24 protein-coding genes and 1 pseudogene are annotated in these 22,815 nt (G+C 50.4%); 1 reads left to right on the forward strand and 24 read right to left on the reverse strand.

Annotated elements, in window-relative coordinates:
- Positions 1-3: 3 nt before the first annotated feature.
- From fliF to CBW46_RS01400, 13 genes are all read right to left on the reverse strand, one after another.
- Positions 4-1,596 (reverse strand): flagellar basal-body MS-ring/collar protein FliF, encoded by a 1,593-nt coding sequence (fliF, locus tag CBW46_RS01340; protein ID WP_089198227.1) that lies wholly within the window; start codon positions 1,594-1,596, stop codon positions 4-6.
- A gap of 47 nt (positions 1,597-1,643) precedes the next feature.
- Positions 1,644-1,943: a flagellar hook-basal body complex protein FliE gene (gene fliE / locus CBW46_RS01345; RefSeq protein ID WP_089198228.1), complete on the reverse strand. Its 300-nt coding sequence runs from the start codon at positions 1,941-1,943 to the stop codon at positions 1,644-1,646.
- Between the two features lie 27 nt (positions 1,944-1,970).
- Positions 1,971-2,417 carry a flagellar basal body rod protein FlgC gene (gene flgC, locus CBW46_RS01350; RefSeq protein ID WP_089198229.1) on the reverse strand — a complete coding sequence of 149 codons (447 nt, stop codon included), beginning with the start codon at positions 2,415-2,417 and terminating at the stop codon, positions 1,971-1,973.
- Between the two features lie 3 nt (positions 2,418-2,420).
- Positions 2,421-2,822, reverse strand: a complete 402-nt coding sequence (gene flgB, locus CBW46_RS01355; RefSeq protein ID WP_089198230.1) for a flagellar basal body rod protein FlgB — start codon at positions 2,820-2,822, stop codon at positions 2,421-2,423.
- 238 nt (positions 2,823-3,060) lie between these two features.
- Positions 3,061-3,834: a GTP-sensing pleiotropic transcriptional regulator CodY gene (gene codY, locus CBW46_RS01360; RefSeq protein WP_089198231.1), complete on the reverse strand. Its 774-nt coding sequence runs from the start codon at positions 3,832-3,834 to the stop codon at positions 3,061-3,063.
- 63 nt (positions 3,835-3,897) lie between these two features.
- Positions 3,898-5,292 (reverse strand): ATP-dependent protease ATPase subunit HslU, encoded by a 1,395-nt coding sequence (gene hslU, locus CBW46_RS01365; protein ID WP_207802229.1) that lies wholly within the window; start codon positions 5,290-5,292, stop codon positions 3,898-3,900.
- Positions 5,293-5,319: 27 nt separating this feature from the next.
- The gene (gene hslV / locus CBW46_RS01370; protein ID WP_089198233.1) at positions 5,320-5,865 is read right to left on the reverse strand and encodes an ATP-dependent protease subunit HslV; all 546 of its coding nucleotides are present in this window, start codon (positions 5,863-5,865) and stop codon (positions 5,320-5,322) included.
- A gap of 200 nt (positions 5,866-6,065) precedes the next feature.
- Positions 6,066-7,367, reverse strand: a complete 1,302-nt coding sequence (gene trmFO / locus CBW46_RS01375) for an FADH(2)-oxidizing methylenetetrahydrofolate--tRNA-(uracil(54)-C(5))-methyltransferase TrmFO (protein WP_089198234.1) — start codon at positions 7,365-7,367, stop codon at positions 6,066-6,068.
- 27 nt (positions 7,368-7,394) lie between these two features.
- A complete protein-coding gene (topA, locus tag CBW46_RS01380; protein ID WP_089198235.1) occupies positions 7,395-9,479 on the reverse strand; it encodes a type I DNA topoisomerase in 2,085 nt (694 codons plus the stop codon).
- A 21-nt stretch (positions 9,480-9,500) separates the two neighbouring features.
- A complete protein-coding gene (dprA, locus tag CBW46_RS01385; RefSeq protein WP_089198236.1) occupies positions 9,501-10,619 on the reverse strand; it encodes a DNA-processing protein DprA in 1,119 nt (372 codons plus the stop codon).
- 116 nt (positions 10,620-10,735) lie between these two features.
- A complete protein-coding gene (gene sucD, locus CBW46_RS01390) occupies positions 10,736-11,668 on the reverse strand; it encodes a succinate--CoA ligase subunit alpha (RefSeq protein ID WP_089198237.1) in 933 nt (310 codons plus the stop codon).
- A gap of 61 nt (positions 11,669-11,729) precedes the next feature.
- Positions 11,730-12,890, reverse strand: a complete 1,161-nt coding sequence (gene sucC, locus CBW46_RS01395) for an ADP-forming succinate--CoA ligase subunit beta (protein ID WP_089198238.1) — start codon at positions 12,888-12,890, stop codon at positions 11,730-11,732.
- A gap of 333 nt (positions 12,891-13,223) precedes the next feature.
- Positions 13,224-13,439 (reverse strand): hypothetical protein, encoded by a 216-nt coding sequence (locus tag CBW46_RS01400; protein ID WP_243633128.1) that lies wholly within the window; start codon positions 13,437-13,439, stop codon positions 13,224-13,226.
- A gap of 224 nt (positions 13,440-13,663) precedes the next feature.
- Between CBW46_RS01400 and CBW46_RS01405 the strand changes: the two genes are divergently transcribed.
- Complete coding sequence (locus tag CBW46_RS01405; protein WP_089198240.1) at positions 13,664-15,220, forward strand: YifB family Mg chelatase-like AAA ATPase; 1,557 nt, start codon at positions 13,664-13,666, stop codon at positions 15,218-15,220.
- Here CBW46_RS01405 and CBW46_RS01410 read toward each other — a convergent pair.
- The 11 genes and pseudogenes from CBW46_RS01410 to rpsP all read right to left on the reverse strand — a co-directional run bounded on the left by CBW46_RS01410 (position 15,217) and on the right by rpsP (position 22,808).
- Positions 15,217-15,591, reverse strand: coding sequence for a YraN family protein (locus CBW46_RS01410; protein WP_089198241.1), 375 nt, complete (start codon positions 15,589-15,591; stop codon positions 15,217-15,219). The genes CBW46_RS01405 and CBW46_RS01410 overlap by 4 nt on opposite strands.
- Positions 15,584-15,895 (reverse strand): EscU/YscU/HrcU family type III secretion system export apparatus switch protein, encoded by a 312-nt coding sequence (locus tag CBW46_RS01415; protein WP_089198242.1) that lies wholly within the window; start codon positions 15,893-15,895, stop codon positions 15,584-15,586. Before CBW46_RS01415 ends, CBW46_RS01410 begins: the two co-directional genes overlap by 8 nt.
- Positions 15,892-17,931, reverse strand: coding sequence for a hypothetical protein (locus CBW46_RS01420; RefSeq protein ID WP_089198243.1), 2,040 nt, complete (start codon positions 17,929-17,931; stop codon positions 15,892-15,894). Before CBW46_RS01420 ends, CBW46_RS01415 begins: the two co-directional genes overlap by 4 nt.
- Positions 17,932-18,105: 174 nt before the next feature.
- Positions 18,106-18,726, reverse strand: a pseudogene (locus CBW46_RS01425) (ribonuclease HII); the annotation flags it as partial.
- Between the two features lie 99 nt (positions 18,727-18,825).
- Entirely contained in the window at positions 18,826-19,704 is an 879-nt protein-coding gene (gene ylqF / locus CBW46_RS01430; RefSeq protein WP_089198245.1) for a ribosome biogenesis GTPase YlqF, read from the reverse strand.
- 40 nt (positions 19,705-19,744) lie between these two features.
- Complete coding sequence (gene lepB / locus CBW46_RS01435) at positions 19,745-20,317, reverse strand: signal peptidase I (RefSeq protein ID WP_089198246.1); 573 nt, start codon at positions 20,315-20,317, stop codon at positions 19,745-19,747.
- A gap of 81 nt (positions 20,318-20,398) precedes the next feature.
- Positions 20,399-20,740: a 50S ribosomal protein L19 gene (rplS, locus tag CBW46_RS01440; protein WP_089198247.1), complete on the reverse strand. Its 342-nt coding sequence runs from the start codon at positions 20,738-20,740 to the stop codon at positions 20,399-20,401.
- Positions 20,741-20,919: 179 nt separating this feature from the next.
- A complete protein-coding gene (gene trmD, locus CBW46_RS01445) occupies positions 20,920-21,678 on the reverse strand; it encodes a tRNA (guanosine(37)-N1)-methyltransferase TrmD (RefSeq protein ID WP_089198248.1) in 759 nt (252 codons plus the stop codon).
- Positions 21,678-22,199 carry a ribosome maturation factor RimM gene (gene rimM, locus CBW46_RS01450; protein WP_089198249.1) on the reverse strand — a complete coding sequence of 174 codons (522 nt, stop codon included), beginning with the start codon at positions 22,197-22,199 and terminating at the stop codon, positions 21,678-21,680. The genes trmD and rimM overlap by 1 nt, the downstream gene beginning before the upstream one ends.
- A gap of 84 nt (positions 22,200-22,283) precedes the next feature.
- Positions 22,284-22,514, reverse strand: coding sequence for a KH domain-containing protein (locus CBW46_RS01455; protein ID WP_089198250.1), 231 nt, complete (start codon positions 22,512-22,514; stop codon positions 22,284-22,286).
- Between the two features lie 21 nt (positions 22,515-22,535).
- Positions 22,536-22,808: a 30S ribosomal protein S16 gene (gene rpsP, locus CBW46_RS01460; RefSeq protein ID WP_089198251.1), complete on the reverse strand. Its 273-nt coding sequence runs from the start codon at positions 22,806-22,808 to the stop codon at positions 22,536-22,538.
- Between the last annotated feature and the right edge of the window lie 7 nt (positions 22,809-22,815).

Here is a 22,815-nt window from a genome sequence, read left to right on the forward strand (position 1 = left end):
CCTCTATTCGTCCGCTAACCAGGTACGAAGCAAATTAACGAATTCCTCCGGTTTTTTCTTCGCCAAGGTTTCAAGCTGTTTTCGTACTTGATTGTCATTGGTCACACTGTCCATATCAATCGTAGGAAATTCAACTTTGGCTGGCTCGGCTGCGTCAAACTCTTCAGCCTCCTGCCGGGCCTTCCGTCGCCGCATTAGCATATAACCACCGACTCCTAGCAGTGCCAAGGCCAGTCCACCCAGTCCGCCATACAGCAGCATAGTATTTGAGTTGCCAGCTTCCTCTTCAACCGTACGAGCAAACGTATGCGGGAACACTGAAATTTTCTGAGCCAGATCCTCATCCGTCAGCGGTTGGTCGCTGTCCGCGAGTGCCGCTCTTACGACGTTCGTAAGAATTTGCTGCACCGCAGCCACCGTTTCGGGCGTTAAAGAATTCGGATCAACCGGATCCGGCGGTTCAATGCCTACGTTGATTGTTAAATCTTTCACTACATACGGTGCAGCCACAATATCATTCGTGATTCGGTTAACTTCGTAATTCACTGTCCTTTGAAGCTCTTCTGACTCCGCGGTGCCTGCGTTGTTCGCCCCAGGATAGCCGGGCACATCAGTCTGACCAGTCCCAGGTACGCCTGCGGCACCCGCTCCACCGTCACTGTTGTAGTTTTTCTGAAGCTCCTGCACCGAAATTTCAAGACCTCTCTGGTCAACCTCATTCGGCGCAGTTACCAATTGCTGCTTGGTATTCGTCTGGTCGAAGTTCATAGTGGAAAACACCTGTACGATGACCTTGTCCCTGCCAAGTATGGCTCCTAGCATTTGCTGTACGTTTTTCTGAACGTCATTCTTAAACTGATTATTAATTTGAAAATGCTCCGCCACCAGATTTGCGCTGGTGTTTTTCGTCTTACCTTGGGAATACTCAAGCAGTTCACCGTTCTGATCGGAGATTGTGATATTCTCAATCGGTAAGTCCTGCACGCTGTGGGAGACCAGATTATACATCGTGTCGATTTTGGCCTGGTCCAGTGTGTAGCCCGGCTTCAAATCCAGCACTACGGATGCTGAAGCTTGAGGTTTGTCAGTCCCTTTAGGAAGAAACACAGTTTCCTCAGGAAGATTTATTAGGACCTTAGAACTATTCACCGCGTTGTTTGAGTTAATCAGCTGTTGCAGCTCTCCCTGCACTGCATTGACATACCTAACGTTAAATTCTTTGTCTGTTGTGCCAAACGTACTATTCTGATCAAAAGCGCCATAGCCCACGTTGCCGGTTTTGTTCAACCCTTGCGATTCAACAGCCAGTTTCACATTAGCCACTTCGCTGCGGGGCACTCCGATGCTTTTACCATCCTCACTCAGCTGGTATGGAATCTTTGCTCCGTCAAGGTAAGATTTGATTGCAGCAGCATCGCTTGGCTGCAGATTCGTGTATGCCAACGCGTACTCAGTCTTTGAAAAGTTATAGCTCACAATCCCGATGGTTAACATGACGAGAACCAAGGTTCCAATAGCTGTTATCTTCTGTGCTCTGCTCAACTGCTTCCAGTGTTGTGTGAATTTATTCCAATACTGGCCAATATTTTCGTTCACTTTTCCACCCCATCCAAAAGACCGTAGCTATACATTGAACTGTTGCATTACAGCTGCATTCTCATGACGTCTTGATAAGCATCAATGACTTTATTGCGCACTTGAACCGTGAGCTCTAATCCCAAGGACGCTTTTTCCGCCGCGATCATCAGCTGGTGCACATCCGAAATTTCACCCATCGCAAATTTATCGTTCAACATGTCAACGTTCTGCTGCTGGGCGCTGAGTTTGTTCATGGCATCCGTGAGAAAGCTTCCAAACTGCCCGGTTACCACCGATGGGTTGAAATTTTTAGCTGCGGGTTGAGTAATGTTTTGCAGAGGCTTCATGCCCAATTTTTCAATCATTTGCGTATAAATCCCCTTTCACATACTTTATCTGCCGATTTCCAATGCCTTGCTGATCAGAGACTTTGAAGCATTCAACGCTGTCACGTTAGCTTCATAGGAACGAGTTGCCGATATCATATCGACCATCTCTTTAAGCACGTCAACATTCGGCATCATAACAAACCCGTTTTCATCCGAATCAGGATGCGTTGGATTGTAAACCTGCTTAAAGGGAGAAGTGTCTTCTATCACTCTCGTTACCTGTACCCCTTCTCCGGCCGTACCTGCCTGTGCGTTCTGTAGAGCCTGTTCAAAACCTGCGTGCTTGGGTTCAACGGTGACCAACTTCCTTTGGTACGGTGTCCATTTGCCATCGACCATCCTTGCTCTAGTGGAATCGGCATTCGCGATGTTCGAAGAAATCACATCCATTCGAAACCGCTGCGCGGTCAATGCCGAAGAGCTGATGTCAAATCCATTCGTAAGCTTCATTATTTACCCCCTTATACCGATTGCCATATGGGCCTTCTTAATCTCGCTGTTCACCTGCTGTACCATGACGTTATAACGCAGCTGATTTTTCGCCATCAAAGACATTTCATAATCGATATCAACGTTATTCAAGTTGTTGTTTACTGCCGACGAGTTGTCTCTCACAATTTGTGGTTCCGGAGTCGCCGCCCCTCCCAACTGAAAGTGCCTCGGATCGGTTCTAAATCCTTGCAAAGCAGGACCATTCATCTCATTTTGCAGGAGCTCTTCAAAACGAACCTCCGCTCTCTTAAATAATGGTGTGTCGACATTCGCAATGTTATCAGCTATAACACGCTGTCTCATGGTTGATGCATTCAAAGTGCGCTCAAGCTGGTTAAACGCGGGTTTATTTAAGATATTCATAAGCAGCCCTACCTTTAAATTGATGTTGATTTCCATTATTCGGATGTTGTTAATTTCTACTATTCAACAAGTCTAGTGTAATTCCTTTATTTTTTCGACATTTTCTTCTAAAAAATATGTTACAATTTTCGTAACGCGATAGTAAACTAGAACTATATCTATATTATACAATCAACGCCTTAAAACAATGAGAAAAAAGCCCTATATTTGTCATATAGGGCTTAATTTTCACAATTTGTCATATTTTAATGTTTCGAATTCCCTGCATCAGCTGATCGTTCAGCACTCGGATATACGTGCCTTTCATTCCCAAAGAGCGGGTCTCGATAACGCCGGCACTTTCCAGTTTTCGCATTGCATTGACAATAACCGACCTGGTAATTCCCACACGGTCCGCAATTTTACTCGCCACCAACAATCCTTCAGACCCGTCCAGCTCCTCGAATATATGTTCCACCGCTTCTAATTCGCTGAAGGATAATGATGCAACCGCTACCTCGACAACAGCTTTACTCCGCGCTTCAATCTCAACTTGCTCCGCTTTCTCACGCAGAATCTCCATGGCGACGACCGTGGAGCCGTACTCCGCGAGAATCAAATCATCATCGACGAACTCATCGAACCGCTTTGTTAGGATTAAAGTGCCTAGCCGTTCGCCGCCCCCTATAACAGGTACAATCGTGATATACACGTCGCCATGCTGCAAGTAGCTGCCAAAAACGTGATACTCGCTGCGTGAATCCATGTTAGAGGAGGTCTCTTCCACTCTTAACAGCAGTTCGTTGTAATCGGCGGGAAAACGATTGTCCTGCAGCATCGACTCCAGCAGCATCGGGCTCCGCTCTGTTGAAGAAACAGCTTTGCCCAACACCTTGCCTCTGCGGCTCACCACAAAAATATCCGCGCGCAATATATCGTTTAGGACCTCAGCCATATTTTTAAAGCTCACCGGATTTCCGGCTTCTTTTTGGAGCAATTTATTCAATCTTCTTGTCTTTGCTAACAATAGCATGATGCTGCCTCCCAAATGCGGCTTACCATAATGACAGAGCCTCTTGGTTAAAGCTCTGCGGAACTACAATATATATTGGCTTAAATCCCGGTTCTGCACAATGTCAGACAGTTTTTCCCGGACGTATTCCGGTGTGATGACAATCTGCTCTAAGGTGATTTCGGGCGCCTCGAAAGACAGATCCTCCAAAAGTTTCTCCAAAATCGTATGCAGCCGGCGCGCTCCTATGTTATCTGTGTTGTTGTTGACATCAGCTGCAATTTTGGCAATTTCTTCTATAGCGGCATCGGAGAATTCCACATGAATTCCTTCAGTTTCTAACAGTGCAGTATACTGCTTGGTAAGTGCGTGCTTAGGCTCCCTCAGAATGAGCATAAAATCCTGCTCTGTCAAGCTGCTTAATTCTACCCGGATTGGAAACCGGCCCTGCAGCTCTGGGATAAGATCGGATGGTTTTGCAATATGAAAAGCACCTGCAGCAATGAAAAGAATATAATCCGTCTGCACGGGGCCGTATTTGGTCATAACTGTCGAGCCTTCTACGATAGGCAGGATGTCACGCTGTACGCCTTCACGCGAAACATCCGGTCCGCTGCCGCGCCCTGTGCTGCAAATTTTATCGATCTCATCAATGAAAATGATACCGACTTGCTCCGCTCTTTGTACCGCCTCCTGGATGACTTCATCCATATCCAGCAGTTTTTGAGCTTCCTCCTGGATTAACACTTTGCGTGCTTCTCTGATCGGCAGCTTGCGCTTTTTCATTTTCTTCGGCATCAAGTTGCCAAACAGCTCCTGCATATTCATGCCTGCCTGTTCATTGCCTTGTCCCGCCAACATATCCAACATAGAAGGTGTGTTATCCTCCACCTCGATCTCAATGACGGTGTTTTCCAACTCACCCTTGCCCAGCTTTTCTTTCATTTCCTGCCGTCGCGATGTGAGGTATGCATCCTGTTCCGGCTCCTGCGAGTCCCCGCTTCCAGCGGTAGTCGCGTTGCCAAAGAGCATTTCCAGCGGATTCCGCTGCTGCTTCTGCTTTGAAGCACCTGGCACGAGGATCGAAACAATTCGGTCATCCGCCAGCTTAGCAGCCTTATCCTTTAGCTTCTCAGTTTTTTCTGTCTTCACCATGCGAATGGAAGTCTCGACCAAATCGCGCACCATGGCCTCCACATCCCGCCCAACGTAACCCACCTCTGTGAATTTAGTGGCTTCCACTTTGACGAATGGAGCGTTGACCAGCTTTGCCAGCCTGCGGGCAATTTCGGTTTTGCCGACACCGGTAGGGCCTATCATTAAAATATTTTTCGGTACGATCTCATCACGTATCGATTCATCCAGCTGGCTTCTGCGGTACCGGTTGCGCAGCGCCACAGCCACGGATTTCTTCGCGTTCTTTTGTCCAATAATGTAATTGTCTAGTTGAGCGACAATCTCTCTGGGCGTTAAGGCCATATGCTTCAAAAGAGTGTACCTCCCCGTCTACTCGATTTCTTCTACAATTATATTGTGATTGGTAAACACGCAAATTTCAGCAGCCATCGTCAGCGCCGCGGTTGCAATCTCTTTGGCGCTCATATGCGGTGCATACCGATGCAAGGCACGCCCTGCAGACAACGCGAAGCTGCCCCCTGATCCTATCGCAACAATCCCGTCGTCCGGCTCAATAATTTCCCCGTTCCCCGAGATGAGTAAAAGGTGATTGGCATCCATGACGGTCAGCATTGCCTCAAGCCGTCGTAAAACGCGGTCGGAGCGCCAGTCCTTCGCGAGTTCGACCGCAGCCCTCTGGAGATTCCCCTGATGCTCTTCGAGCTTGTCTTCGAACTTCTCAAATAGTGTGATGGCATCCGCCACAGAACCGGCAAATCCCGCTACAACCCTGCCGCGGTACAATCTTCTTACCTTCTTGGCGTGACTCTTCATTACCATGCTGTTGCCGAATGTTACCTGCCCATCACCGGCAATAGCACCTTTACCTTGATGCCTGATAGCGAAAATCGTGGTCGCATGAAACGCTTGTTCCATATCAATCTACCTCCAAGGGTAATACTCCGTCAAAACAGTCATTCAATAGAAAAACCTCGTTCGAGACGCACGATATGGCACCGCGAAGCAGAGGTTCTTTTGACTATTATATAAGTTAGAAAAAAGCTCTAGCGAGTTCTAGTATTTAAAACAATAATATCGTAGCACAGAAAAGCTTTTCCACACAAGCTCGTTGTGCTTTAACAAAACTCCCCGATTTTATTCAGCGCTCTGTGCGCGATCTGTTCATACCGCTGTTGCTTATTCTTAATTCTTTCACCCAGCGGCGGGAACAGCCCGAAATTGGCATTCATCGGTTGAAAATGTTTGAAATCCGCGGTGGTAATATAATGCGCCATACTGCCAAGGGTAGTTTCCTCCGGGAACACCAGACATTCTTGCCCCTTCGCATAGCGTGCGGCGTTCAAACCCGCAATCAATCCAGATGCCGCCGATTCCACGTAACCTTCCACACCTGTCATTTGACCGGCGAAAAACAAATTATCACGCTTAAGAAACTGGTACGTCGGTTTCAGCAGCTTCGGAGAATTGATGAACGTGTTGCGATGCATCACGCCGTATCTCACGAACTCGGCATTCTCCAAGCCTGGAATAAGAGAAAATACTCTTTTTTGCTCTCCCCACTTCAAATGGGTCTGGAATCCTACCAAATTGTAAAGCGTTCCGGCCGCATTATCCTGACGAAGCTGTACGACCGCGTAAGGAAGTTCATTGGTATGAGGGTTAATCAACCCTACCGGCTTCATAGGCCCATATAAAGCAGTTTGTTTCCCGCGTTGTGCCATTACCTCGATGGGCATGCAGCCCTCGAAATAGATTTCTTTCTCAAACTCCTTGACGGGTGCAACTTCGGCTGAGATGAGCGCATCGTAGAATGTGTTGAACTCCTCCTCGGTCATAGGGCAGTTCAAGTACGCCGCTTCCCCTTTATCGTAGCGTGAAGCCAGATATACCTTGCTCATATCAATCGAATCTTTTTCAACAATAGGAGCAGCGGCATCATAGAAGTACAAATACTCCTCGCCCATCAGCTGTTTCAAGTGCGCCGAAAGGGTCGGGGACGTTAAGGGACCTGTGGCAACTACCGTAATCCCCTCGGGGAGTGCTTCCAGCTCTTCATTACGCACTTCGATCAGCGGATGATTCCGCAGCGTGTCGGTGATTTCAGCGGAAAATCCTTCTCTATCCACTGCCAACGCTCCACCTGCGGGCACGGCATGTTTATCAGCGGACCGCATGATCAAAGAATTCATAACCCGCATTTCTTCCTTTAATACGCCCACCGCATTCGTTAAGCCGTTGGCGCGCAGCGAATTGCTGCACACCAGCTCGGCAAACTTATCGGTTATATGCGCGGGTGTTTTTTTCACTGGACGCATTTCGTATAAGATAACGGGTACGCCTTGACTCGCGATCTGCCAAGCAGCCTCACTGCCCGCCAAGCCGGCCCCGATAACGGTCACTGTAGATGTCTCTGACAAGATGATATCCTCCTGGTCTAATGAACCTTACTCTGTTTCCTGCAGTTCTTCTTTGTAATCACATTGAACGCATTGATGGAATATGCCGTTCTTATTTCGTTTTTCCACTACTAGCGCCTCACATTTCGGACACGGTTTTTCTACCGGCTTATCCCATGACACGAACTCACAGCCCGGATAGCGGTCGCAGCCGTAAAATATACGTCCCTTCTTGCTGCGGCGTTCTATGATCTTGCCTTCTTTACAGTTCGGGCATGTTACACCTGTGTCCTTGACGATCGGTTTCGTATTGCGGCAGTCTGGAAATCCGGAACAGGCCAAAAACTTGCCAAACCGTCCCATTTTGTAAACCAGATGTCGGCCGCATTTCTCACATAATTCGTCTGAAACCTCGTCCTGGATCTCAATCTTCTCCATCTCTTCCTCGGCGACTTCCAGTCTCTTCTCAAATGACTCATAAAAGTCTCCAAGTACCTTGACCCAATTCTCTTTTCCCTCTTCCACATGGTCAAGCTCTTCTTCCATATGGGCGGTGAATTCGACATCCAAAATTTCGGGAAAATATTCGATCATCTGTTGAATGACCAATTCGCCCAGCTCGGTGGGTACAAACTTTTTGTCCTCAATCGCCACATATCCGCGCTTTTGAATGGTTTCGAGCGTAGGTGCGTAAGTACTCGGGCGTCCGATCCCCATTTCCTCCAATGCACGCACTAGACGAGCTTCGGTAAAGCGCGGCGGCGGTTGAGTGAAATGCTGCTTCGGATCGATTTGCTTTTTTTGCACCTGATCACCCTTTTTTAAAGGCGGCAGCAGCTTATCCTCTTCCGTGGTGCCGTCGTCGTTGCCTTCCACATACACCTTCATAAAACCGGGAAATTTCATTTTGGAACCTACCGCGCGAAACACCGTGTCCCCTGCCGCAATGTCAACGGTCATCGTATCCAACACCGCTGACGCCATCTGACTGGCCAAAAAACGTTCCCATACGAGCTTATACAATCGAAATTGGTCACGACTCAAATATTGTTTCATTTGATCCGGCTCACGCAGGACCGAGCTCGGGCGAATCGCTTCGTGCGCATCCTGGGCGTTGGCTGCTTTTTTCACATATACCCGGGGGGTTTCCGGATAATAGGCGTCGCCATACTTTTGCAAAATAAACCCTTTCGCTTCTTCTTGAGCCACGGGGGAAATACGTGTGGAGTCTGTACGCATATATGTGATTAGACCGACTGTGCCCTCGCTGCCAAGATCGATTCCCTCGTACAGCTGCTGCGCTACGGACATCGTTTTAGCTGCGCGGAAATTCAGCTTGCGGGCAGCTTCCTGCTGCAGAGAGCTCGTGATGAAAGGCGGCGACGGATTACGCAGCCGTTCTTTTTCTTTCACTTCACTCACTGTGAAGACCGCTTGTTCCAAGCCCGCCAAGATGGCATTAACTTCCTCTTGGTTACGAAGCTCCTTCTTCTCACCGCCGACACTGTGGTACTTGGCTTCAAATTCTGTGGAGCCCGTGAGCAGCCTCGCCGTGATAGACCAGTATTCCTCTGGTACAAAAGCCTTAATCTCATTTTCCCTGTCATAAATGAGCTTTACCGCCACTGATTGCACGCGGCCCGCGGATAACCCTTTTTTTACTTTCTTCCATAATAAAGGGCTGATTTTATAACCGACCAAGCGGTCTAAAATGCGTCGAGCCTGCTGGGCGTTAACAAGATCCAAGTTTATTTTTCGAGGTGTTTTAAAAGCGTCTTTGACGGCCTGCTTGGTTATTTCGTTAAATACAACGCGGCATGTTTCCGTTTCATCAAGCTCTAAATAATGTGCGAGATGCCATGCGATAGCTTCGCCCTCACGATCAGGGTCCGCCGCCAGATATACTTTTTTCACCTTTTTGCGGGCATCCTTTAACTCTTTCAGCACCGAGCCCTTGCCGCGGATAGTGATGTATTTGGGTTCAAAGTCCTTTTTTATTTCAACGCCGATTTGGCTCTTCGGAAGATCACGTATATGGCCCATGGACGCTTTTACGATGAACTTGCTGCCTAAATATTTGCCGATCGTCTTTGCTTTTGCGGGTGACTCCACAATGACTAATGAATCTGCCATAGCCGTCCTTCCCCCCTCGATTTATGAGATATGTAGTCTAATAAAAGCGTAGAGAGAACCCGGTAACTGTTCAACACGCTTTGTCAATAGTAAATTTAACAGAAGTGAATGTAAATGTCCAAAGGTAAATTCAGTGCTCACGAGCAGCTCATCAATGGACATCGCTTGATTTTGCAGCAGGCTTACGATGGTTTGTTCATCCGCTGATAAGTTTGACTGGGTTTGCTGCGCATAATTACTATTTGTCGTTGCGCGTCCCGCTATCCACTGCGGGTACTCCTCCAAAATGTCACTCACATCGCTGACCAGTTTAGCGCCTTGCTTGATTAAGGAAAGCGCGCCCTGACTCTTAGGAGAGGTGATTGGCCCTGGCACCGCAAACACGTCCCTGGATTCCTCTAACGCTTGATCGGCAGTGATCAGTGAACCGCTTCTGAGTGCGGCCTCCACGACCAAAACACCTTGACTCAAGCCGGCGATGATACGGTTGCGCTGAGGAAAAAGACCCGGATGGGCTTTAGTGTCCAATGGATACTCGCTGATGATCAAGCCTTCTTTCAAGATGCGCTCATACAACTGATGATTCTCACGCGGATACACTTGCCCTATCCCACAGCCCAACACCGCAATCGTTCCACCCGATTGGCTTAAGGCACCGCAGTGGGCGGCCGTGTCAATCCCTCTGGCCAAACCGCTTACGACACATACACTCGCAGAGGCGAGCTCGCCCGACAATTGTTCGGCAATCTTGCGGCCGTACACGGTGGGGGTCCTGGTGCCAACTACTGCAATGCAAGGCGCGTTCAGAAGATGAACTTTCCCATGGCAATATAATACCCAGGGCGGCTGAGCAGTTTGAGTCAATAACACCGGATATTCTTCGTCGTATATTGTCAGTATCTGAATTCCGTGGCTGTTGTAGCGGTCTAGCAGCTGCATCAAATATGCAGGCGTAACCTGGCGCAGCGCGGCTGTTATTGAATGCGCTTTAGATGACAACATCCCCAATTCCTTCCATTGATCGGGCTGCAGAGCTAAAGCGTCCGCCAGACACGGAAATTGGGCTACAATCTGCTGTATCGTTTTCCAACCGATTCCCGGTAGATGGTTCAACGCTATCAGAATGCTTCTATTATTCATACTAGTATATATCACTCCTTCAGTGAGAACAACTTTTCACGGTATGAGAACAAAAAAGCCTTCTATTCCCGGATAAGGAACAGAAGGCTGCTTGCCTAATGATTAATAGTGTGAAATTATTTTTTAGTAATGCATTTTCCCAATAGACCCTTTTCTTCCAACACGCTCACCAACGTGGAGCCCATCTCCGAAGGTGTTGGCGCTACCTTGATACCGCAGCGTTCAAGCGTTGCCACTTTCTCAGCCGCTGTGCCTTTCCCGCCAGAAATGATCGCACCGGCATGGCCCATACGTTTGCCTGGAGGAGCGGTCTGACCGCCAATAAATCCAACAACCGGTTTAGTCATATTCGCAGCGATCCATTCCGCAGCTTCCTCTTCCGCAGTGCCGCCGATTTCACCGATCATAATTACCGCATAAGTGTCCGGATCGTTATTGAAAAGTTCAAGAACATCGATAAACTCCGTGCCCTTCACAGGGTCGCCGCCGATACCAACCGCGGATGATTGACCAATGCCCCGTGTGCTAAGCTGATGCACCGCTTCATAAGTTAGTGTTCCACTGCGTGAAACGACGCCCACATGGCCTGGAGTATGAATGTAACCCGGCATAATGCCGATTTTGCACTCACCCGGAGTAATTAAGCCAGGGCAATTCGGCCCGATCAGACGGGTTTTTTTGCCTTCCATGTAACGGGAGACTTTTACCATGTCCAGCACAGGTATGCCTTCCGTGATACAAATCGCCAAATCGAGCTCCGCATCTACCGCTTCCATGATCGCATCCGCTGCAAAAGCAGGCGGCACATAGATGACGGATACCGTGGCACCTGTTGCGGCCTTGGCGTGTGCTACAGTGTTAAAGACGGGCAACGAGACCACTTCCCCATTCTCCAGAGTAATGTCGACTTTCGTGCCGCCTTTCCCCGGAGTCACGCCACCTACCATTTGCGTACCATAATCAAGAGCACCTTTGGTGTGGAACAGTCCGACCGAGCCAGTGATACCTTGTGTGATGACTTTCGTATCTTTATTAATTAAAATACTCATTTGTATTGGTCACATCCCCTGATTATTTTAACGAAGAATATGCGTTTACTGTTATATCCGATCACGATACTAGAGCAACGATTTTTTGAGCGCCGTCCGCCATCGAGTCCGCAGCCACGATATTCAAGCCGGATTCGTTCAGTATTTTCTTGCCGAGGTCCACGTTCGTGCCTTCCAATCGCACTACCAGCGGACGAGTCAGACCAACCTGCTTCGCGGCTTCTACTACACCGCTTGCAATGACGTCACATTTCATGATACCACCGAAAATGTTAACGAAAATGCCCTTCACCGCTTCATCAGAAAGGATAATTTTGAACGCCTCGGTGACCTTCTCCGCGGTAGCGCCGCCCCCTACATCAAGGAAGTTAGCAGGGTCTCCGCCGTAATATTTAATAATATCCATAGTCGCCATTGCCAAGCCTGCGCCGTTGACCAGACAACCAATGTTGCCGTCAAGCGCTATGTAGCTCAAGTCATACTTGGAGGCTTGGATTTCTTTTTCGTCTTCTTCTTCCAGGTCGCGCAGTTCAACGATGTCCTTGTGACGGTACAATGCGTTGGAGTCAAAATTCAATTTCGCATCGAGCGCCATGACATCTCCGCTTCCTGTCACTACCAATGGATTGATCTCAGCGATGGAGCAATCTTTGTCAACGAAAGCAGTGTAGAGAGCGATCATAAATTTCACGGCTTTGTTAACTAATTCGGATGGGATATTAATTGCGTAAGCCAATTTGCGCGCTTGGAATGGTTGTAAGCCGATGGCCGGATCAATCACTTCTTTAAAGATCTTCTCTGGAGATTTTTCCGCAACTTCCTCAATCTCCGTACCGCCCTCTTCCGACGCCATCATAACAACACGGCCGGTCACCCGGTCGATGACTACACCGATGTAGTATTCTTTCTTAATATCGCAGCCCTCTTCTATAAGCAAGCGCTTAACTTCCTTGCCTTCCGGTCCAGTCTGATGTGTGACAAGGACTTTGCCTAAAATTTCTTGAGCGTACGCACGTACCTCGTCCAAATTTTTAGCAACTTTGACACCGCCGGCTTTGCCGCGCCCGCCCGCATGGATCTGAGCTTTTACTACAACTACAGAAGTTCCAAGCTGCTTGGCCGCCTCGACAGCCTCATCCACTGTGAAAGCTACTTTTCCGTTAGGAACAGCAACCCCATATTGCTTAAGCACTGCTTTGCCCTGGTACTCATGGATATTCATTTAGCAAAATCCTCCTATCAGTTATAGCTTACTATATGAATCAGAACTGGCGGTTCATGTGCGAGTTCTGCGTCAACCAATATGAATTATTCGTGAATCTCCTGAGAAATCCTGCCTGAACCGGACGGTCAGCAACATTCCTAATTGTACCACTTTTTTTCGACGGTTTCCTCCTTTTTTCAAGCAAAGGTTTCATTTTTCAATTAAACTTTTTTATGCCACTGAAAAATTTCCCGTATAATCTCATTCCCGGGGAAATCAGGGAACAGCATAAAGACGCATGTATCCCGAAAAGCGGCGGAAACATGCGCCAAGTACCCCATGGCTCTCTCTTTAAACATAAGCGGGATTCGTCGGCGTAATTACACGAGGCTCACGTTCAGCCTGCTTGATAAATCGCAGTTCGTTCGCTCGGTAGCTGCACACGAGGCACTGAATCGTCGGTTCGGTATCCTCGATGGGCTCGAGCTCGGTAACCTCCTGCACTACTCCCGTGGCGGCGTCCTTCACCACACGTTGAGAAAAGCTGGAGATCACACTGAACTTCACACGATTTGACCTGCAATTTGGACAAAAATAAGGTTTGTCCTGCAAACTCATCACCCCCATTCATTGTATAACCAGAAGGCCGCACCGCTATGCCTGTAACGCATCACGTCAAGCGTTGCGAAATTCAGGATCAGAAGGTAGAATATAAAATAAAATAAGTACGAGCAATAAGGAAGCACCTTTTGCCTATTCTGATCTACGATCGAGGGAAGAGGTGTTTTTTTATGTACGGTAAAGTGTTAAGCGCGTGCCTGCATGGTGTCGATGGAAAGCTGGTGGAGGTGGAAGTGGATCTGAGCAACGGCCTTCCTCAGATGAACATAGTAGGTTTGCCGGACAGCGCGGTAAAAGAGTCGATCGAGCGGGTGCGGGCGGCGGTGAAAAACTGCGGGTACGCGTTTCCTCTGCAACGTATTACCGTCAATTTGGCCCCGGCCGATGTGCGAAAGGAGGGATCCGCCTTCGACCTGGCCATTGCTGTCGGAATCCTCGCGACCAGCGAGCAACTGAACTTAGCGGAAGCCGACCGCACTCTGATTTTGGGGGAGTTGTCTTTGGATGGCTCGGTGAGGCCGGTGCCAGGCGTGCTTTCCATGATGGCGAACGCAAAGGATCATGGTATTCGGCGGGTAATCGTTCCCACCGGTAACGTGGAAGAGGCCTCCCTGATTGCGGATATGGACATATTCACTTTATCGCATCTTAATCAGCTCCAGCAGCTTGCCGGTAATGGATTGACCGGTGTGCATGCCGTGCGCGTGGAAGAGCGCGAATCCGGTAGGCCCCGCAAGGCCGGAATGGATGATTACAGTGATGTGAACGGACAGATGCATGCGAAGAGAGCTCTTATCATTTGTGCGGCCGGAATGCATAACCTTCTGCTGCTTGGGCCGCCAGGCACGGGAAAAACGATGCTGGTCAAACGTCTGCCTACCATCCTTCCCGACATGTCGGAGCAAGAATCACTGGATGTCACCAAAATCTACAGTGCCTCCGGCAAGTTTTCCGACCGCAGCAGCTTAATCAGTGAACGCCCTTTCCGGATGCCACATCATACGATCTCAGCGGCTGGCTTGGTAGGCGGAGGCAATATTCCCAAGCCGGGAGAAATCAGTTTGGCTCATCGCGGGGTACTGTTTCTCGACGAGCTGCCCGAGTTTTCCCGAGCGGTGCTGGAAGTGCTCCGCCAGCCGTTAGAGGATAGGCATGTGACGATCGGGCGGGCGCGAGCGGTATACCGCTTCCCTGCCCACTTCATTCTCGCCGCGTCAATGAATCCGTGCCCGTGTGGTTATTTTGGAGCTGAAACAAACATCCACGCGTGCACTTGCAGCCCACTGCGCATTGAACAATATCGGTCGAAAATTTCGGGCCCTCTGCTGGATCGCATCGATTTACAAGTCGATGTTCCCCGCATCGATTACGAACAACTGGTGCTCACCGAGTCGCAGCTGTCATCCGAAGCCATGAAGCGGCAGGTCAATCTCGCCCGGGCGATGCAGGAGAACCGTTTTGCCGGCACCGGCATTACCTTTAACAGCGAGCTGTCCGGCAATCTGCTGAAACAGCATTGCCGAATGCACCGAGAGGCGGAAGCGCTGCTTCGCAAATCGTTCGAATTGTTGGGACTGAGCGTGAGAGCGTACGATCGTATTCTTAAGATCGCACGTACCATCGCGGACCTAGAGAGCAGCGTTCAGCTGGAACCGGCGCACGTAGCGGAAGCCCTGCAATACCGCAGCTTGGACAAAAAATCGCTCCCCCCGGCCGGCAGCCGTTAGAATGCGTTGCATACGTGCTCAATGGTTCTCAGACCGCCATCCTTCTCCGTCAGCACAGAAATGACGTCGAAGCGCTGCTGCTTATGCAGCAGTTGATTGCGGTGAGCGTAATACTGCGCCGTTTCTCTTACTTGACGCTGTTTGAGCAAGTTGACCGATTCTTGAGGAGTGCCGAATCGGGCACTACCGCTGCGTGTCCTCACTTCCACGAACACTAGCAGCTCCCCCTCCACGGCGACGAGGTCGATCTCGCCCGACCTGCACCGCCAGTTCTGAGCTTGAATCCGGTATCCTTTGCTGCTGAGATGTTCTCGAGCATAGTTTTCACCCAGAGCGCCCAGCATTTTGCGGGTAAGCCTTGTATTATCCATTTGACCTCTTTCCTAACTGCTGCTTAGCACGAGTGTCCGAACGGTAGATGAAGCTCAGTATTTCGGCTACGAGCTGGTATAGTGCCGGTGGAATTTCTTGATCTAGATCCAGCTTAGACAAAACTTCGACAAGCGATGAGTCCTGCTGGATCGGGACTCCATTCTCCCTTGCTTTCTGCATTATGGCGTCGGCGACCGAGCCCCTACCTTTCGCAATCAGCACGGGGGCACTCTTCTGCTCCGGGGCATATTTCAACGCTACCGCCTTTTGGACGGCGCTTCGACCGTCCCGGCGCTGGTTCATATTCGCACATCCATTCCGCGGTACTGCTGTTGACCATAGGCCGTCTGCAGCTGCTGTCCACTGAGATTCGCGTGAGTGCCGACTGTCTCGCTGAGTGTGGCATCGTGTGCTGTTTTCCCTTTGTCCGGATAAGGACTGCACTTCAGCGAGATAAATTGATAGCCGACGCTCGCCAAGCTGGCGGCGATTTCCTCACGATGCGGTTCAAGCAGGTCTGCAATAAAAGGCTGGTCGTTTAACACCCTTAGACTCACGATTCGGTCAACCGCTTGAACGTCGACCATAGTGTCGCCCAATGTTTTCATTCTCAGATCAAACACCAGCCGGCAGTTATGGGCATCAAGTTCTCCGCGCGCTCCTTTGCGGGATTGAATGTGGATTGCCGCAGTTTGTTCACCGTAACTATTTATTAAGGGCACAAGCAAGGTGATATGCGCAAACATGGCTGACCGATCGGAATTTAACAGCAGCTGCTGTCCTGTAATCTGCTGGACCGCTTGCTGCGCTGTGTCCTTTAAAACCGAGGGCACATCGTCCGAATGTATGAGCTGCAGTAGTGCGCTTTTTAATGTTTGCGACGTGTCATTCTGCTCCTGTGTGGCGTTGACGCTTTGACCGGTGGACGCAACTAGTGAGGATGGCATTCCATCACGCACAGCAGTACCTAATGGCGATAGATCAGGCAGCTTCGCGATGTGATGCTCATGTGCGACGCCCAACGCTTTCAAGATTTGCGGCAGCCAATGCTCGCGCGTATCGGCGGCCTGTCCGGCCCTGCCGGCAGCAGCGCCAGCCACAGCGTGGCCGCTCGCCTCCGCAGCGGCCTGCGGCGTTGCTGCGTGCGCTGCCGGCAGGCCGCCGCCCGGCTCCGCCCGCTGCGCATCCGGCAGCGGCGGCGTGTCGCGAGCCGCATGGGCGGCCGCGCCGTCTGGCGCAGCGCTATGCGGCTGCGCCGGCAGTGCACGAGCCGGCTGCGCAGCCGGCTCGGGGTTTCGCGGCCCCGCATCCGGTGCAGGGGCCGCTGCCTTGCGAGCAGCTGGCGTTGAGCCGCTGCTCTGTGCCGCCGCGAGGCCGCGCTGTGCGGCCTCTGCGGTAGCGCGCGAACCCTCTGCGGCAGCAGGGTTCGCATTGGGGCGCAGGCTGCTGAGCGCAGCAGTCTGAGCGTGCGGCGCGCCCCCTGGCGCGCTAGGGCTCCTGCCGGGCTGCGGCGTCTGCTCCAGCGAGCTTGAGCCTACGGCTGCCGCCTCCCCTCCGCCGCTTTCACGGCCCGCCTGAGCCGCTATGCCCGCCCCACCACAGGACGCGACTTGCGGCCCCGCCCCTTCAGCTGACGCGTGTGCTGCAGCCTCCGGCTGCAACAATATCTGAGCCGACGCCTGTCGCACCAGTGCAATGACCTGCTTCGCTGCACCAGCCGCAGACCGCGCGTCGTCCGATAACGCACCGGCTGCCAGCAATGAATTGATTTGCATATCAAGTCGTGCCAAAGTGGTATGCAGCGGCGGCCCGGATGTTGCCTGTCGTATGGAGCTAACCGCGTCAGCTGTCAAAGGGATGCCTCTTTGAAACGCCACGATCGCTGAAGGCACCCATTCGTCCTGTCCACCGAATACCGGGATTTGAGAGTGCAGCCGAGCGAAGGCTTGTATGTTTTCCTTCGATATGGGCACGTCCGATTGATGTAGCGCCTGCACCAGCTGTCGGTTCGCGGCATTATCCTCAAGTCCGAGCGTGTCCAGTACATCGCCTAATGAATGGGCAGTAATTTGTACGCCGGACCCCGCCAAAGGCTTCAACACAATCTGCCCGCCAACGGAATCAGGTTGTACCTGCAGCAGCGTGATCTGCCCCTGTGCGAGCGGCGTCTCCAGCTTAGCGCGTACCTGAACGCCATTAATGTTTACTAGGGCATCCTGCTCGGAGAGCAGCTGCAACACGATCCCCTTGACAACTTGCCCTGCCTTCAACTCTAATGTTTTCGCCGCGGTCGGCTGGGCTTCACCGAGAAAGCTTCTGACCAACCCGCTGATATTCAACTTTTGCCCACCTCCCGTAATTGTTCATTATCATCTATATCGGCAGCTATGCCGCGAAAGTTCAGACCTGAATCGTGTCGGTGCCGCATAAGTGCGATCGAATGGATGCTCAGCAGCTTTATTCCGCGCCATCGTGGTGACCACGCGATAATTTACCTTATTAACACTTAACGCTTAAAACAACTCCAACTGCTCATGCTCCGCCATCAGGTTTCTTAAAAAAGTTTTTCGATGCATTGCCGTTGCCCCGAACTCTATAATTCTCTCTCTGTGCAGCTTGGTGGCATAACCTTTGTGCTCGGCAATACCATACTCGGGATACTCCACTTCCCACTGCAAACACATCCGATCTCGTGTCACTTTTGCTACGATGGATGCCGCCGCGATGGATTGGCTCAGTGCATCCCCGTGAATGACCGCCATCTGCTCAAGCGTGACATCGATCTGTTCCGCATCAACCAGCAAGTAGTCCGCACGCGGATTGAGCCGCTCCACCGCTTGTTTCATAGCCAATCTGGATGCCTGCTTAATGTTGATTCTCTCTATCGTGCCGACGTCCGCCACACCGATTCCGATCGCAATGGCTTCCTGTTGTATCACATCATATAACTCCTCGCGCTTTTTCGGGCTGAGCTTCTTGGAATCGTTAACGTCCTGAAGAACAAGACCCTGCGGCAAAATAACAGCGGCAGCCACTACGTCACCGAACAGACAACCTCTGCCCACTTCGTCCACGCCAGCAATATGGCGCATGCCGCGTTCCCAAAGCGGCTGCTCGTAATCTAAAAACATATGTAACTCCCTTTCCTGTAAAACAACAGATCATATCAGTCTATTATACTAAAAAGAACCGCGGCAGAAAAATTAAAAAAGCCACCCTTTTGAGAGTGACTTTTAGTCTACTAACGATATATCCGGTCTTTCGAGACTCACTCGACCCATTTTACCAGCCCGCAGCTCACGCAAAATGACCAATGCAGCTTTATCTAAATCAACTCTGCCACCGCTCATCAGCGCGCCGCGCTTACGACCGATAGCTTCCATCACTTCGATCACGGCATTCGTATCCGTCATATCGTCGGGGAGCTTCTCAATGGCATAGCGCTCTTTCAACGCCTCCCGGTAGTGCTGCGCCAAGTATCGCACGGCAAACAGCGCAATGTCGTCCGTGTGCAAAAGCTCTTCTTTGATGGCACCCGTGACGGCAAGCCGCATGCCGACCTGCTGGTCTTCAAATTTCGGCCATAGTATGCCCGGCGTGTCTAGCAACTCCATTTCCTTGCCGACCTTAATCCACTGCTGCGCCTTGGTAACTCCGGGCTTATCCCCCGTTGCGGCAATTTTACGTCCTGCAAGCCGATTGATCAAAGTGGATTTCCCCACATTGGGAATACCGACAATGAGCGCTCTCACGGCGCGCGGTTTAATGCCTTTACGCAGCTGCGCCTCAAACTTGGCAGCCATCAGCTCCCTGCATCTAGCCATGATCTCTTTCATTTGGCTGCCGTTCGCGGCATCCACCGGCAGCGCCTGCAGCCCCTGCTCAGCGAAGTAAGCTACCCACTGGGCGGTAACTTCCGGATCAGCAAGATCATTCTTGTTCAGCAGGACCAGACGTGGCTTGTTTTGCAATATTTCATCGATCATTGGGTTACGGCTGGACAACGGGATCCTCGCATCCAACAGTTCTATGACCACATCGATCAGCTTCAGCTTCTCTTCGATCTGACGACGGGCTCTTGTCATGTGACCTGGAAACCATTGAATCGTCATACGGTCACCTCAGCTTCCTATACAAATACCGCCTGATTTTTTACAAATGAACCAAGCTAATTTTGTTCAACGGCCAGAAGATTAAATCGGCACGTCCGACGATCTCATCGTATTCTATAAATCCGATATCGCGACTGTCAGCGCTGTTCGACCGGTTGTCCCCCATAACGAACACCTTTCCTTCAGCTACCGTTTTTTCCGGGTAATTTCTCGTGTTATATGGTATCCCTTTTGCCGCTGCCTCATCCAACGCCTCTTTCAAATACGGCTCGTCCAGCAGCTCATTATTCACATACACCTTGTCACCTTCCACGCGAACGGTTTCGCCAGGCAACGCGATAACGCGCTTTATGTAATCCCTGTCTTGGCTGGCATGGAACACCACGACCTCACCGCGCTCAGGCGCGCGAAATGAGTAGATGAGCTTGTTCACTATAAGACGTTCTCCAGTGTGAAAATTGGGCTCCATCGACGGGCCTTCGACTATAAACGGGGCAAAAATCAACCAACGAATAACAAAAACGAGCGCCGCAGCGATCAGCAGGGCTTTAGCCCATTCCCATGCTTCATTCTTCAGTGGACTGTTTTTTTCCACGGTTTCTTCCTGCTCCATACTAGACTGCCCTCTCTCTAGGAAAAAGTTTCTAAAAAAACGAAAAGGAGCTTGCTAAACAAGCCCCCGTTTGTTTTCGTCTTAGCGAATCTCTTGAATTCTAGCCGCTTTACCACGAAGACCACGCAAGTAGTACAGCTTCGCGCGACGAACTTTACCACGGCGAGCCACCTCAAGCTTTTCAATCTTCGGTGTGTTCAAAGGAAACGTTCTTTCTACGCCTACGCCGTAAGAAATTTTTCTAACGGTAAAGGTTTCGCTGATTCCGCCTCCCCGGCGCTTGATAACCACACCTTCGAACAACTGAGTCCGTTCACGCGAACCCTCGATAACCTTAACGTGAACTTTCACAGTGTCTCCTGGACGAAACTTAGGAAGATCCGTGCGCAGCTGTTCTTTAGTAATCTCTTGAATCAAACTCATAATATGACTTCCTCCTTCCACTCAGGTGTTCATTCCGCCTTCGATGTATAAATTCAGCGTTGTTATGCGTAGAGGACCACCGTAATCGGGCAAAATGCCACAACATGATTATATTATCATAAACATCCGTCTAACACAACTGAAAATGTGTCAAAGCTCAGGTTGGCCGCATCTGCTATTTATTCGTTCTCAGACTGCGACTTGTGCTGCTGCTCCTCCAGCCACCGCTTGTCCTTTTCGGTAAGCGGAAAATTCTCCAGCAGGTCGGGCCTCTTTTGCCATGTGCGCCACAGCGCCTGCTGCCTGCGCCACTGCGCTATGTTAGCATGATGCCCTGATAATAAAATGTCAGGCACACGCCAGCCTCTAAACTCGACAGGTCTAGTGTAATGCGGATACTCCAGCAAACCTGTGCTAAACGAATCAGTCACGGCCGAAGTTTCGTTGCCCAGTGCACCCGGTAAAAGCCGAACAACGCTATCAATGATCACCATGGCGGGCAGCTCCCCGCCCGTTAGCACATAATCTCCGATAGATAGCTCGTCCGTGACCAGATGCTCCCTAATGCGTTCATCGTATCCCTCATAATGCCCGCATACGAAAATCAGATGCTCTTCCCTGGACAGCTCTTCCGCCTTGCGCTGTGAAAACGTCTCGCCTTGAGGACACATTAGGATCACACGAGGAGGATTCACTCCTGAATTCTCAGCAGCCTGCAGCGCCTCTACAGCGGAGAAAATCGGCTCAGCCTGGAGCACCATTCCCCCTCCGCCGCCATACGGATAATCATCTACGGTATTGTGCTTGTTGTTGGCATAGTCTCGGAAATTGACCGTATTTAACGACACGACGCCTTTGTCGCGGGCTTTACCTAATATGCTGGCCGCGAACACACCGTCAAACATCTCCGGAAACAGGGTAAGCACATCAATTCTCATCAATCCAGCAAGCCCTCCAATAGGTGTACCTTGACTCGTTTTTCAGTCACATTAACATCAAGTACCACATCGTCAATATAAGGAAGCAGAACCGGCTTGCCCTCTTTGCGCTCCACAACCCAGACATCGTTGGCGCCCGGTGACAGGATTTCACTTATTGTGCCGAGTTCCTCCCCCTCGTCGGTGACCACAGTGCAGCCAATGATTTCATGGTGGTAATATTCGTCCTCGGCAAGCTCACCGATGTATTTTTCTTCGACCTGCAGCAGCCAGCCCTTGTATTTTTCAACTTCGTTAATGCTGTTAAAACCTTGAAACTTAATAATGAACAGCTTTTTGTGCTCGCGCGCCGACTCGACAACGACCGGCACGGCAGTGTGCTTTTGAGGGTCATACAGCACTAAAGCACTGCCCTTGGCAAATCGTTCATCGGGGAAATCGGTGTCCGGGTAAATTTTTAATTCACCCCGGATCCCTTGTGTGTTCACTACTGTACCTATGGTATATAATTTCTCGCTCATGAAACCCTCCGGGAATCGGATTAGATACGCGCATATGTAGATATGGAAAAGAGTTAGGATTGCTCCTAACCCTCATATTTTCCACTATGAAACAATTTCAACCGAAACACGCTTGCTTTCTCTCACTGCAGCCGAGGTGACTACGGTACGCAGCGCTTTGGCGATCCGCCCTTGCTTGCCTATTACTTTCCCGACATCATCGGGATGTACGGACAGCTTAAACGTAACCTCACGCTCGTCTTCGTCCACATTCACCTTCACTTCATCGGGATGATCAACCAACGCCTTGGCGATGACGGTTATTAGATCTTTCATGACACCCTCCGAATCAGCAGATTACTTCTGCAGCTTGGACTCGTGAAATCTTTTCATAATACCCGCTTGACTGAACAGATTGCGCACAGTGTCCGATGCTTGAGCACCGGTTTGCAGCCATCTAAGAGCCTTCTCTTCATCGATGCTCACTACCGCCGGTTTTGCAACCGGGTTGTATGTGCCAATCTCTTCGATAAAGCGGCCGTCACGTGGAGAACGGGAATCCGACACTACCACACGGTAAAAAGGTGCTTTGTGAGCGCCCATACGCTTAAGACGAATACGTGTTGCCATTGCTAAA

The organism is Paenibacillus xerothermodurans (genome assembly GCF_002220865.2).
GTDB classification, from domain to species: domain Bacteria; phylum Bacillota; class Bacilli; order Paenibacillales; family NBRC-103111; genus Paenibacillus_S; species Paenibacillus_S xerothermodurans.